This is a genomic window from Pseudoalteromonas sp. NSLLW218, from assembly GCF_015864775.1.
GTDB lineage: Bacteria > Pseudomonadota > Gammaproteobacteria > Enterobacterales > Alteromonadaceae > Pseudoalteromonas.
This window is the reverse complement of sequence record NZ_JADYWO010000013.1, coordinates 19,654-32,722: the sequence shown is the minus strand read 5'-3', so window position 1 is coordinate 32,722 and position 13,069 is coordinate 19,654. Positions and strand designations below refer to the sequence as shown.

11 protein-coding genes are annotated in these 13,069 nt (G+C 38.7%); 8 read left to right on the top strand and 3 right to left on the bottom strand.

The features are described from left to right. Positions 1-155: 155 nt before the first annotated feature. Entirely contained in the window at positions 156-722 is a 567-nt protein-coding gene (locus tag I6E80_RS17535; RefSeq protein WP_007377478.1) for a phosphoribosyltransferase, read from the top strand. Positions 723-770: 48 nt separating this feature from the next. On the opposite strand, the gene I6E80_RS17530 is transcribed toward I6E80_RS17535, so the two are convergent. After that, positions 771-1,427, bottom strand: coding sequence for a Crp/Fnr family transcriptional regulator (locus I6E80_RS17530; RefSeq protein ID WP_002962665.1), 657 nt, complete (start codon positions 1,425-1,427; stop codon positions 771-773). A gap of 288 nt (positions 1,428-1,715) precedes the next feature. Here I6E80_RS17530 and I6E80_RS17525 point away from each other — a divergent pair, with 288 nt between their 5' ends. Next, the gene (locus I6E80_RS17525; protein ID WP_002962663.1) at positions 1,716-1,952 is read left to right on the top strand and encodes a YgjV family protein; all 237 of its coding nucleotides are present in this window, start codon (positions 1,716-1,718) and stop codon (positions 1,950-1,952) included. A 542-nt stretch (positions 1,953-2,494) separates the two neighbouring features. On the opposite strand, the gene rdgC is transcribed toward I6E80_RS17525, so the two are convergent. Then, complete coding sequence (rdgC, locus tag I6E80_RS17520) at positions 2,495-3,412, bottom strand: recombination-associated protein RdgC (protein ID WP_024599872.1); 918 nt, start codon at positions 3,410-3,412, stop codon at positions 2,495-2,497. 112 nt (positions 3,413-3,524) lie between these two features. Further along, complete coding sequence (locus I6E80_RS17515) at positions 3,525-5,294, bottom strand: sensor histidine kinase (RefSeq protein WP_024599871.1); 1,770 nt, start codon at positions 5,292-5,294, stop codon at positions 3,525-3,527. 363 nt (positions 5,295-5,657) lie between these two features. On the opposite strand from I6E80_RS17515, the gene I6E80_RS17510 reads away from it, so the two are divergent. The 6 genes from I6E80_RS17510 to nrdR all read left to right on the top strand — a co-directional run bounded on the left by I6E80_RS17510 (position 5,658) and on the right by nrdR (position 12,994). Continuing rightward, on the top strand, positions 5,658-6,026 hold the full coding sequence (locus I6E80_RS17510; RefSeq protein ID WP_007587152.1) for a response regulator: 369 nt from the start codon (positions 5,658-5,660) through the stop codon (positions 6,024-6,026). A 228-nt stretch (positions 6,027-6,254) separates the two neighbouring features. Next, positions 6,255-8,672: a bifunctional aspartate kinase/homoserine dehydrogenase I gene (gene thrA, locus I6E80_RS17505; protein ID WP_197186089.1), complete on the top strand. Its 2,418-nt coding sequence runs from the start codon at positions 6,255-6,257 to the stop codon at positions 8,670-8,672. A 9-nt stretch (positions 8,673-8,681) separates the two neighbouring features. After that, entirely contained in the window at positions 8,682-9,617 is a 936-nt protein-coding gene (thrB, locus tag I6E80_RS17500) for a homoserine kinase (RefSeq protein ID WP_024599869.1), read from the top strand. An 11-nt stretch (positions 9,618-9,628) separates the two neighbouring features. Next, positions 9,629-10,912, top strand: a complete 1,284-nt coding sequence (gene thrC, locus I6E80_RS17495; RefSeq protein WP_024599868.1) for a threonine synthase — start codon at positions 9,629-9,631, stop codon at positions 10,910-10,912. Between the two features lie 269 nt (positions 10,913-11,181). Then, positions 11,182-12,438, top strand: a complete 1,257-nt coding sequence (gene glyA, locus I6E80_RS17490; protein ID WP_024599866.1) for a serine hydroxymethyltransferase — start codon at positions 11,182-11,184, stop codon at positions 12,436-12,438. Positions 12,439-12,544: 106 nt separating this feature from the next. Next, entirely contained in the window at positions 12,545-12,994 is a 450-nt protein-coding gene (gene nrdR / locus I6E80_RS17485) for a transcriptional regulator NrdR (RefSeq protein ID WP_002961761.1), read from the top strand. Positions 12,995-13,069: the final 75 nt, after the last annotated feature.

The following is a 13,069-nucleotide window of genomic DNA, read 5'->3' as shown; positions in this document are numbered from 1 at the left end:
AAAATAGGCACCCTTGGGTGCCTATTTTTTAATTTACAGGCAAGCAATTTTATTTCATTTACGGTAAAATCCGTCGCCAATACCTGTTTGAGTTTAATTTTTGCTTAACTCTAAGCTGCGCTCAAATCTTATATCCACCACTGGGGTTTCTAATTATGTCAGATAAGTGCTACATCACAGCTCAACAGCTGCTTGAAGATTCGTTCCGCGTAGCGGCACAAGTATACCAAGATGGCTTTCGTCCTGATTTTATTATTGGTATTTGGCGAGGTGGTGCACCGATCGGTATTGCTGTTCAAGAGTATTACGATTACAAAGGCATTGAGACTGACCACATTGCAGTGCGTACATCTTCTTATTACGGTATTGGTAAGCAGTCGAAAGAAATTAAAGTACACGGCTTACATTACATTGTAGAGAACGCAAATGCAGGTGATTCATTACTAATTGTTGATGATGTATTTGACTCAGGTCGTAGTATTGTTGCATTAAAAGAAAAGCTTTCAGAGCTTATGCGCTTAAACTTGCCACGTGATATTCGTATTGCATGTCCGTACTACAAGCCAAAAAACTCAAAAGTAGACACTGTTCCAGATTATTATATTCATGAGTCTGAAGAGTGGTTAGTGTTCCCGCATGAACTATCGGGTTTAACACCGGATGAAATTATTGCTGGTAAATCTGATCTTGCGAAAATTCATGACATTTTGCTAGAGAAGTAATTAGTAATTTGTATAAATAAAAAAAGGCCGTTAAGGCCTTTTTTTATTTTAAAGCTGAGCAAAGCTATCTACATATTCACTTAGCTTTGGAATATCGACGGCTTGTAAGCCATCGTTACTTCTAAGTACCAAGCCTTTTTCTACGAGTTCTGTAACAACACGTCTGTAAGCTCGCTCAGTGGTAGCAAAGCGTTCTGCTTCAGCATTCACGGTAGGGTAGGCCCTAAGTAGCGTAGGGTTGTTGTTCTCGGCTCTTAGCAAGCAATCTTTAGCTATGTTATAGCTAAGTGGTAGTAATAACTTATCTAGATTGATTTTTTGGTTTTCCTGAAACTTAGCCGCAATGGTTTGTGCGGTGTATAAGCTCAGTTCTGGTTTTTCAAGTAGCAGAGCACGCCAATGTCTTAATTCAATAAGGTTATAGGTTACATCGCTAAAGCACGTAACTGTATAAATACATGGATTATTATTTAGCGCTTCTATTTCACCAATAAGGGTATTGTTACAATCCAATTGACCTAACAGCAGGCGTCGTCCATTACCTACGTCGTAACTAAACGACACAGTGCCACTGCGTACAAGCACAAGCTTGCTTAAAGGCTGATCTTGATGGATCAGGACTTCTTTTTTTGATTGTTGATAGCTACTACCGGCAAAGGTTAAAAGCTGATCAACAAGGTAACTAGAAAAATGGTATTGAAACATCAATGTGCTCTTCGGACATTTGTCCTATTTATTACATCTTAATGACGATAGCATTAAGACACTAAGAATTTACGCTAACTTGCTATTAATATTATTAGCTTTGCTAAGAGTATTATTTTACCTTCATTTCCCGTGTAATGATTTAAGAATTTGCTGGTATTTTCCGGCAAACTTTTTCAGGTTTTTTAAGCAGGTTAGCTTTTTTATTTTGTTGTAACTTTGCAATACTTATAAGTGCCATAAGCTAGCAGTACATGTAATGCTAACCTAAAGGCTAGGAGAGAACAATTGAGTTGGGAATATTTAGGTTATATTGCATCAGCTTTATTGGTTGCATCGTTAACAATGACAGATGTAGTAAAACTACGTTGGTACAACATGTTTGGTTGTATTGTATTTACTGCATACGGTGTTGCCATTGGCGCAGTGCCTGTTATTTTTACCAACGGCTTATTGTCGCTTGTAAATTTATACCACATTATAAAAATATATCGCCAACCTAAAGTTGAAGACGCTAAAAGCTAAAATAAGTTATCTGCACAAAGTAAGTTAATGGTTTTAATTAAAATCAAAAACTTTAGTTTTTGTGCAGTCCAGCTTGAAGCGTATATAAATAACTTCACACCACTTTATATAACTTACCTTGATGATCCTTTGAACCATTCTGTAACCTCCTATTTGAAAGGTGATTACCATAGGTTTTAATACGTCGAACGTTAGCTAATACCAACCTGCATAAATCTTTGATCAATTTAACGAATTAAATTGCACTATAACGTCGTTAAAAATTTTTTATTTAGAACAACTAGATACAAAAATTTTTGCCTAGTTCTAGCGTAATTTTCTCAACGTTAAATAGACCCCGTATATAAGCAGATTGGTATAAACTCTGTTCGCGGTTAATAAATATATAAATAAGTGCTTCAAAAAATTCCATAAAAAAATCCGATAGCAGTAAACTGCTATCGGATTTTTTATCTGTTATAACAACCTGCTTATATATGGGGCTATTTAACTCGTTAAATTGTTAAATATTTACGCAGGTTGGTACTATGGTATTTAGGTATTTACGCTTTTTCTAAATCTTCAACGTCACCTAAGCCAGCAGTTAGTTCTTCAAGTAATTGCTTTATCTCTTCAGAAGCTAAAATAAAGTCAGCATCAAGTTTTAAAGCCATATCTTCTTTAGGAATATCTGCGTTTTCTTCTTTTAGAGTTTCAGAGTAGCTTAAACGTTTGATAGAGCCATCGTTTTGTAGCATAAACTTAAGACGCTCTTGCCAATCAAGTGCAAGTTTAGTTACGCGTTTACCACTTTCTAAATGCGATTTAACTTCATCACACGATAGGTCATGACCTTTGAGCTTTACTTGTGCGCCGCTGTCGTCTGCTTCTTCAAGTTCAGCGTCTGAGCCAATAGCAAAGCCTTCTGGTGTACTAAAGTTAGTTAACCAATCAGTTAAAAACACATCTAAATCGTAGTTAGCAAACGCAGGTACAACCGGAAGCGTTCCTAGCGATTTACGAAGTAGTGCTAGTAGCTCTTCTGCTTTATTAAAGCTGCCACTATTTACAACAACCCAACCGTTTTCTTGGTCAATAAAGGCAAATTGTAAGCTCGACTTTTTAAATGCTTGAGGTAGAAGAGTATGAAGAATGTTTTCTTTTAATTCGTCTTTTTCTTTCTTTTTAACTGGGCGGTTTTCTTCAGCTTCTATCAGATCAACTTTCTCAGCGACTAGTTCGTTGATAACAGAAGCAGGGAGTACTTTTTCTTCACGTTTAGCGCAAACTAAAATACTTTTTTGAGAAAAGTGAGCTAGTGTTTCGCCGTGTTTTCCAAATGCTTTTGTCCAACCAAATGTTGCAAGCTCTTGACCAGTACATGGGCGAAATAAATCTTGCTCTAATGCTTTATCAAAATCTTCTTGAGTGTATGAAACGTCTTGCTTAAAGCGGTAACAAATAAGGTTACTAAACCACATAGGGGAATTGATCCATTTAAAAATTTGTACAATCATAGCAATAAAAACAGTATCTCGAAATGACTGATTTGTTACTGTTGAATATGAACAAATTTAACGCATGTAGTTTTATTTATTCATATTTATCAAAAATAGGCAGTGGCTTAGCCATGTTCTTCGGAAATTGAATATAGTAACGCAGACCTCTGCCTGGTTCACTCGTTGCATCAATCGATCCACTTAGGGTTTGCTTAACTAAATTAAGCATTATATGGGTACCTAATCCGCTACCGCCTTCATCGCGCTTGGTAGTAAAAAATGGGTCGAATAATTTTTTCAATTGCTCGTTGGTAACACCATTCCCATCATCTTTGTAATCAATAGTTAAATTGGTGTCATCTGCGCTGATTTTAATATCCATTACACCGTTACTTTTACCTTCAAAGCCATGAATAAGTGAGTTCATAATTAGGTTGGTAAAAATTTGGCTTATAGCCCCTGCGGGTAAATTTAAAACTAAATCATCTGGGCATTCTAATTTTATAGTATGAGATGTCTTTTTTAATTTTGGGTGCAGTGAGCGTATGACTTCGTTAGTGTAATCTTTGAAGTTAATTGTTCTCACTGCCTCACTGGCCTGATCGACCGCTATTTGTTTAAAGCTAGCAATAAGTTCAGAGGCTCTATCTAAATTAGTTGTTAGTAAGCTAGCGCTTTGCTTCGCTTCGTTAATGAATTCTTCTAGTGCTTTTGGCGAAAGCGTTTTTTCGGTATAAGCGTTTTCGAGTTTATTTAAGCGTTCTTGTAAAAATGATATTGCCGTTACACCTATACCAATAGGGGTGTTTATATCGTGTGTAATACCTGCGACAAGTCCACCTAGCGCGGCCATTTTTTCTGTGCCTAATAAACGTTCCTGTGCAAGGCTCAACTCTTCTATATAACGTTGAGATTCAGTTTGCTTTGTAATTAGTTCTTGTTCTGTACTTCGGCGTAAATCAACTTCTTCTGTGAGTACAATTTTTTGTTTTTCGAGTTCGTACTTTTGCTGCTGTAAATCCATCATTGCTTGGCTTAAATTTGATGTTTTACGGGCTACATCTTGTTCAAGTTGTATGTTGTGCTGATCGAGCTTTTCGTTACTTATAATGAGTTCTTTTTGGGTGTGCTCCAGCTCTTTTCTATACTGAACTACTTTATCAATTAGTTTGTTAAACGACTGCTCCATCACTTTTAGTTCGTTATGCTCCTCTGTTTCTATTTCTATGTGTTGACCTTCTAGCTCATCCAGTTCTAAATTTTCTAGCTGCTCAGTGAGCTCAGCTAAAGGGTCTGTAAGAAGTTTTCTAAATGCCATTAAAAATAAAATGATCAAAAAAGTGGTTTTAATCATTGCGTTACCAATCAAAAAGTAGATTGATACCATAATGCGGCTAAAAACAACTTCTCGACTTGAGAATAAGGTAACGTCGCCAACTTGGGTTGCACGGCCTGAAAATTCGAAAATAAGTGGAAAGGTATAACCAAATAAACCCGATTTACTATCTTCTAAAATTACTTCTTCTTGTACTAATTGTTGGTTATATAGTTTATGTATATCGAGCGAACGTCCTAGCTGTGAAATAATTTCACCGCTGTCATCTCGAACTATAATCCCTTCAATCATGGGGATGGCGAGTAGACCTTCTGCTGTTGTAATTGTTTGCTTGGTATTAAGTTCCCAAATAGCGCGTGTTAAGCTGCGACTAAAGGTTTTTTGTAATGTACTCAATTCATCACGGATATAGTCTTTAGTATTAACGTATTCAGCAAGCACTTGTCCGCAAGTCACTACAAAGGTAAGCAAAAAATAGACGGATAAAACGCTAGTCAGCAGCTTCTTAGAAAGACTTTTTTGTAACATGAGTGACTTGTTCATCCTTTATTATTTTTGTAACGTTACGATAGTAATTTAAAAGTTAGTCAATAAACCTCTAAAAATAAATAAAAAAGTTAAAATTTAACAAGATAAGCCCAAAAAGCAGGCGTGTAGCATCAAAGCAATTAAAACAAGCTATGAGTTAGTAAGTTTGTTATCTATTAAGTATTTAAGGTTTTATTGGTATTTGCCTTGGTTAATTATATCTTAAACGGATTTATTCTATATTTATCATTGTATTAAATTATTAATGCGCTGAGTGCTTGGAGGCGTGTTAAAGTGTCTAAAATGCGAAGGAAGGTATTTTAGTAACCTTTTAATAAATTTGATGGTTGTGTAGTAGTAAACATGATGAAATTTTCGATATTAGTCTGTGACGATTCTGCAGTCGCCCGTAAACAAGTTGTGCGGTGTTTGAATGAATGTATAGACGCTCAAATACAACAAGCTACAAATGGAGCGCATGCTCTAGAACTTTTACGGGCACAAAGCTTTGATTTGCTATGCTTAGACCTCACGATGCCCGAAGTTGATGGTATACAAGTACTCGAGACTATAAAAACAGAAAAAATAGAGTGTTTTGTTTTAGTTATTTCCGCCGATATACAAGAGAAAATGAAGCAACGAGTCGCTCAACTTGGCGCAATAGACTTTATCGATAAACCTATCAATAAATCTAACTTAAACGAAATATTGCATAAATTTGGCATTCATTAGGTTTTTTCATGTTAAAAAAGGATGTTTTATCTTTTGATTTAGGGTTGACAGCATAGCCTTTGTTAAGGCAGTCTTAACATATGAAAACAATTAATCGCGTACTGACCATTATTATTACAACCATCATTCTTACTGGATAGTGGCATAGGTCGGTGCAACAAATTTAAAGGCCTGTGTTCACTTAGAACACAGGCCTTTTTTCGTTTTATGGGATGAGGAACATAAATAATGCGAGTTTTAAAATTTGGTGGGTCTTCGCTTGCCGACTATGCATGCTTACAACAGGTAGCTCAGCTAGTTAAAGCACAATTAAAAGATGAAATGTTATTGGTACTTTCTGCTCCCGGTGGAATGACCGATTCGCTAGTTGCACTTGCAAGTGCCGCAGAGCAAGGCTCAGACTTTTCGCAACAATGGCAAGCATTGGTTAGCCGCTGTGAAGGTTTAAAAGCTGACGTTGAAAAAAGTGGTGGTGTAGTTACAAGTTGGCCAAACTTAGGCGAGCTTAAAAATAAACTAGATGGCGTGTCACTTATACAGTGTTGCCCTGATCAGGTTCGCGCATTTGTGATTAGCTTTGGAGAGCGCGTGAGCGTTTCTTTAATGCAGGCTTTATTGAGCTCGCATGATGCAAGATACTTAGAAGCAACCAGCTGTATTGCTTCAACGGGTGGCTACATTGATGCAGAGGCTGATTTAGTAACAAGTAAAGCGCGCTTTCAAGCTGTGCTTAAAGAAAGCCCTGCAACTATTTATATCATGCCTGGTTTTACAGCGAGTAATGATAAAGGTGAGCTTACAACGCTTGGTCGTAATGGCTCAGATTACTCAGCAGCAATTGCAGCAGCATGTTTAGAAGCTGAAATTTGCCAAATTTGGACAGACGTTGATGGTGTATACAGTGCTGATCCTCGTTATATTAAAAAAGCGACTAAAGTAGATTTTTTATCTTATAAAGAAGCGATGGAGCTTTCTTACTTTGGTGCAAAAGTACTTCACCCTAAAACAATTTTACCATGTGCTAAAGCGGGCGTGCCGTGCGAAATTAAAAATACGCATAACCCAGACGCACAAGGCTCATTAATTGGTAACGATTATTCATCAGATGAGCCAGTAAAAGCGCTTTCGAGCCTACAAGACCTTGCAATGTTAACTGTTTCAGGGCCAGGCATGAAAGGCAAAGTAGGTATGGCGTCTAAGGTATTTAACGCGCTTGCTCACGATAACGTATCAATTGTATTAATCACTCAGTCATCATGCGAGTTTAGCATTAGCTTTTGTGTGCACGAAACAGACCTAGCACTTGCACTTGACGCGCTACAAACTGCATTTGAGCTTGAGTTACAAGCAGGGCTTATTGAGCCTGTACAAGTGCAGCGCAATTTAGCCATTGTTACTTTAGTGGGCGATAACATGCGCGCGCACCGTGGCTTAGCGGCTAAGTTTTTTGCATCTCTTGCACAAGCTCAAGTAAATATTGTGGCAATTGCACAGGATTCTACAGAAAGTGCTATTTCTGCGGTAATTGATGGTGAGTTATGTAACGACGCCGTGAAAATATGCCATGAAAACTTTTTCACGCATGTGCCGTCAATTGATGTGTTTTTACTAGGTTGTGGCTTAGTAGGGCAAGAGCTTATTAATCAGCTTGAGCGTCAGCAAGCGTGGCTTGAAAAACGTAATATTAAACTTAACTTGTATGGTGTTGCTAACTCTCGTCAATTACACCTAGATAGTGAAGGTATTGCTTTTGGCGATTGGCAGCAAAAATTGGCCTCATCTGAGCAGGCATTTGATTTAAAACTAGTAGAGCAGTTTGTTAAGCAAAATCATTTAGTAAATCCTGTACTTGTTGATTGTACGTCGTCGGATGCACTTGCTGCGCAGTATGTAGACTTTTTAAATGCAGGTTTTCATGTGGTTGCTGCCAATAAAAAAGCAACAACAAGCTCATACACGTATTACCAAGATTTAATTGCAGCAACGCAAAAGAATAATCGTAAATTTTTATACGAAACAAACGTAGGTGCAGGCTTACCAGTAATCGACAACTTACAGTCATTATTTGGTGCGGGTGATGAGTTATTAGAGTTTAGCGGTATTTTATCAGGTTCACTTTCGTATATGTTTGGCGCACTTCAAGATGGTTTATCACTTTCTGAGGCAACTATTAAAGCCAAAGAAAGCGGTTTTACTGAGCCCGATCCTCGTGATGATTTATCGGGTACCGATGTAGCACGTAAGTTATTGATCATTGCTCGCGAAGCCGGTATGAAATTAGAGTTAAGCGATATTGAAGTTGAGTCTGTATTACCACCAGGTTTTGCACAGGGCGATAGCGTTGATGAGTTTATGGCAAAACTACCAAGCTTAGATGCTGATTTTAACAAGCTTATTCAAAGTGCTGCTAGTGAAGGCAAAGTACTTCGCTATGTAGGCACAATTAAAGAAGGCCACTGTAAAGTAGGTATTGAAGCAGTAGATGCCAAACATGCACTTAGTGTCATTCGTGATGGTGAAAACGCGCTGGCTATTTTAAGCCAATATTATCAGCCACGTCCGTTTGTAATTCGTGGTTATGGCGCTGGCTCAGAAGTAACAGCCGCAGGTGTATTTGCTGATATTTTAAAAACGTTATCGCGCTAGGAGATCGTTATGATTGAAGTATATGCTCCGGCGTCTATTGGTAATTTTGCTGTAGGTTTTGATGCACTTGGCGCAGCGCTTGCGCCAATTGATGGCAGTTTATTAGGCGATGTAGCCGTTGTAAGCGCAGCACCAAGCGACGAATTTATTTGCACAGGCGAGTACGCTCACAAGTTACCAAGTGATGCTAATGAAAATTTAGCGTACCAGTGCTTAGTGCATTTTAGAGCGCATGTTGCGCCTAATATGCCAAGCGTAAAGCTCGAGCTTAAAAAGAACTTACCAATTGGATCTGGACTTGGCTCTAGTGCGTGTTCGGTTGTGGCTACTTTTGCTGCCCTTGATAAGTTTGCAAAAACTAATTTAAGTCAGGTTGAGCTTATTGAACTGATGGCTGACTTTGAAGCTGTAGTAAGCGGCGGTCGTCATTACGACAACATCACACCATGTTATTTAGGTGGTTTGCAGTTAACTGGTGATTTAATTCCTGATAAATCAATTACACTGCCTGTTGATGAAAACTGGTACTACGTTGCTGCGTTTCCTGGTTTTTCGCTTAATACCGCAAAAGCGCGCTCTGTTTTACCAAAAGAGTTGAGCATGCATGCAAGTGTTGAGTTTGCTCAGCGTTTATCGGCATTTAGTAGCTTGCTGTTAACTAATCGTTTTGACGATGCGCTAAGCATAATGAAAGATGAAATAGCAGAACCTTACCGCGCACCGCTTATTAAAGGTTTTAGTGAAGCCAAAGCAAGCTTGCCAGCGCTGGGCGCTGAAATAGTCAGTATTTCGGGCGCAGGACCCACCTTGTTTAGCGTATGTAAAACACTTGAAGCTGCACAGCAATGCGCGCAGTGGTTAGAAACCAATTACATTAACGAGCAAGGCTTTTGCCACATTTGTAAATTAGATAACGACGGCACGCGTCAACTAACAGTTTTATAGGATAGGTAGTCATGCAATTACATAATTTAAAAGATAGCTCACAAAAAGTGTCGTTCGTTGAAGCCGTAAAAACAGGTTTGGGTCGTAACCAAGGTGTATTTTTTCCAGAATCACTAGCCCCACTGTCCGATGTTGATGCATTGCTTGATATGGACTTTGTTACGCGCAGCGGCAAAATATTATCTCACCTAATTGGAGATGAGCTACCAAGCGATACTGTGGCACAAATGGTTAAAAATGCATTTAACTTTCCCGTTAAGCTGGTGGAAGTACAAGATAACACATACTGTTTAGAGCTGTTTCATGGTCCTACACTTGCGTTTAAAGACTTTGGTGGTCGCTTTATGGCAGAGTGTTTAACGCAGTTTAATAAAGATGAAAAAGTAACTATTTTAACAGCAACATCGGGCGATACCGGTGCAGCTGTAGCGCATGCTTTTTACAATAAACCAAATATCGACGTAGTAATTTTATACCCTAAAGGCAAAATTTCACTTGCTCAGCAAAAGCTATTTACTACGCTAGGTAACAATATTCATTGTTATGCAGTTGAGGGCAGCTTTGATGATTGCCAAGAGCTAGTTAAAAATGCCTTTTTAGATGAAGAAGTTAAATCAACACTTGGGCTTAACTCAGCTAACTCAATTAATATTAGCCGTTTAGTTGCTCAGGTTTGTTACTACTTTGAAGCCATTGCACAGTTACCGAAAGAAAAACGCGCAACAGCGCATATATCAGTGCCTAGTGGTAACTTTGGTAATGTGTGCGCCGCAATGATTGGTGCGGTTATTGGTTTACCTGTAGGTAAATTAAGCGCAACAACAAACCAAAACGATACTGTGCCGCGCTTTATGCTTGATAAAAACTGGACGCCAAATGCAACACTTGAGTCGCTTTCAAATGCGATGGATGTAAGTAAGCCAAACAATTGGCCGCGTGTACAAACAATGTTAGATAATAACTGGTTTAGCTACGATAATTTTTATTCAACAAGCGTAAACGAGCAAGACACGCAAGCCGTGATGAAAAAAATTCAACAAACTGGCTATATTGCAGAGCCTCATACTGCTATTGCTTACCAAGGTCTTGTTGAAAATCGTGCACCTGGTGCCGCGGGTATCTTTTTAGCGACCGCTCATCCTGCTAAGTTTAAAGAAAGCGTAGAGGGTATTCTAAATATTGAATTAGGTATGCCAAAACCACTTGCTGATGCACTAGCAAAACCATGCCTAGCAAGCGATATGAACGCCGATTACGACGCGTTACGTACCGAAATACTTGATAAACTAGGCTAAGTTAAATTACAAGAAAAAGCGGCTTGAGCCGCTTTTTTTATAACTTTAAACGGATGAATACATTTAGTTATATTTACTAATTAAATGTAGTAAATATAATTCATTTAAAATTATTATGGCTTTATAAAAAAATATCATCTTAAAAGGGCTGTGAAATAGTTTCAATCCCTGTTTAAATATCCTCAACTTAAGAGCGTAGGCAAAGAGTCGTTTAAAGCGTACAATAAAGCCTCTAAAAAACACCATACACGTTGCCCTAGGAGACCCCAATGTTAGAACGTAGCATGAATATTTCGGATTTTGATCCAGAGTTATTTGACGCGATAACCAAAGAAACTGCTCGCCAAGAAGAGCATATCGAACTAATCGCTTCAGAAAACTACTGTAGCCCACGCGTACTAGAAGCGCAGGGTTCACAGCTTACAAACAAATACGCAGAAGGTTACCCTGGCAAACGTTATTATGGCGGTTGTGAGCATGTAGATGTTGTTGAGCAATTAGCAATTGACCGTGCTAACGAATTATTTGGTTCTGACTACGCTAACGTACAGCCACATGCTGGTTCGCAAGCAAATGCAGCTGTTTTTCTAGCATTATTAGATGCTGGCGATACTGTACTAGGTATGAGCTTAGCTCATGGTGGTCACTTAACTCACGGTTCTCACGTAAGTTTTTCTGGTAAGCTTTACAACGCAATCCAATACGGACTAGATGAAGCTACGGGCGAAATTGATTATGCACAAGTTGAAGCACTAGCACTTGAGCACAAACCAAAAATGATCATTGGTGGTTTCTCAGCGTACTCAGGTATTGTTGATTGGGCTAAATTCCGTGAAATTGCTGACAAAATCGGTGCTTATCTGTTTGTTGATATGGCTCACGTTGCGGGTTTAATTGCGGCAGGCGTTTACCCAAGCCCAGTTCCTCATGCACACGTTGTAACTACAACTACGCATAAAACACTTGCAGGCCCTCGTGGTGGTTTGATTATTTCTGCATGTGGCGACGAAGCAATCTACAAAAAGCTTAACAGCGCTGTTTTCCCTGGTGGCCAAGGCGGTCCTTTATGTCATGTTATTGCAGCAAAAGCAGTGGCATTTAAAGAAGCACTTCAACCAGAGTTTAAAGTATACCAAACACAAGTTGTTAAAAACGCAAAAGCAATGGTCGCAGTTATGCAAGAACGTGGCTACAAAATCGTATCTGACAAAACTGAAAACCACTTATTCTTACTCGATTTAATCGACAAAGATATTACTGGTAAAGATGCAGACGCAGCCCTTGGTAACGCTAACATCACAGTTAATAAAAACTCAGTGCCAAACGATCCACGTTCACCGTTTGTAACATCTGGTTTGCGTATTGGTTCTCCTGCAATTACTCGCCGTGGTTTTAAAGAAGCAGAATCAAAAGAGCTTGCTGGCTGGATTTGTGACGTACTAGATAACATCACTGATGAATCTGTACAGGCGCAAGTTAAAGAAAAAGTTAAAGCAATTTGTGCAAAATTACCTGTTTACGCTTAATTGCATAAGCAGCAGTAATTTAGAGCACAACAGGCCCTAATTTTTTGCTAAGATAAAAGACTGCTATTTAGCGGTCTTTTTTGTTTTAAAACGGAAGTACCGAGTTATGCATTGTCCATTTTGTACCGCAAAAGATACTAAAGTTATTGATTCACGCCTTGTTGGCGGAGGCCATCAAGTTCGCAGGCGTCGTGAGTGTAACGACTGCCACGAGCGCTTTACTACATTTGAAGGCGCTGAACTGGTCATGCCTCGTGTTATTAAACAAGACGGCAGCCGTGAACCATTTAACGAAGATAAATTATTAAATGGCTTAAATCGCGCACTCGAAAAGCGCCCAGTGAGCACAGAGCAAGTAGATGAAGTAGTGAATATAATAAAATCGCAACTACGCGCAACGGGCGAGCGAGAAATTTCAAGCCATTTGGTGGGTGAATGTATTATGGAAGCCCTCAAAAAGCTCGATAAAGTAGCGTACGTAAGATTTGCCTCTGTTTATCGCTCGTTTGAAGATATACGCGAATTTGGCGAAGAGATTGCCCGCTTAGGGGAGTAATACCAATTTTATGAAACATGATCATTCTATCGCATTAAATAGCGCACTCACTGCGTTAAAAATTATTTATATAGA

Bases quoted from the DNA above. Each gene is read 5' to 3' on its own strand.
- I6E80_RS17535 (WP_007377478.1), top strand. From the start codon at position 156: ATGTCAGATAAGTGCTACATCACAGCTCAACAGCTGCTTGAAGATTCG.
- I6E80_RS17530 (WP_002962665.1), bottom strand. From the start codon at position 1,427: ATGTTTCAATACCATTTTTCTAGTTACCTTGTTGATCAGCTTTTAACC.
- rdgC (WP_024599872.1), bottom strand. From the start codon at position 3,412: ATGTGGTTTAGTAACCTTATTTGTTACCGCTTTAAGCAAGACGTTTCA.
- I6E80_RS17515 (WP_024599871.1), bottom strand. From the start codon at position 5,294: ATGTTACAAAAAAGTCTTTCTAAGAAGCTGCTGACTAGCGTTTTATCC.
- I6E80_RS17510 (WP_007587152.1), top strand. From the start codon at position 5,658: ATGATGAAATTTTCGATATTAGTCTGTGACGATTCTGCAGTCGCCCGT.
- thrA (WP_197186089.1), top strand. From the start codon at position 6,255: ATGCGAGTTTTAAAATTTGGTGGGTCTTCGCTTGCCGACTATGCATGC.
- thrB (WP_024599869.1), top strand. From the start codon at position 8,682: ATGATTGAAGTATATGCTCCGGCGTCTATTGGTAATTTTGCTGTAGGT.
- thrC (WP_024599868.1), top strand. From the start codon at position 9,629: ATGCAATTACATAATTTAAAAGATAGCTCACAAAAAGTGTCGTTCGTT.
- glyA (WP_024599866.1), top strand. From the start codon at position 11,182: ATGTTAGAACGTAGCATGAATATTTCGGATTTTGATCCAGAGTTATTT.
- nrdR (WP_002961761.1), top strand. From the start codon at position 12,545: ATGCATTGTCCATTTTGTACCGCAAAAGATACTAAAGTTATTGATTCA.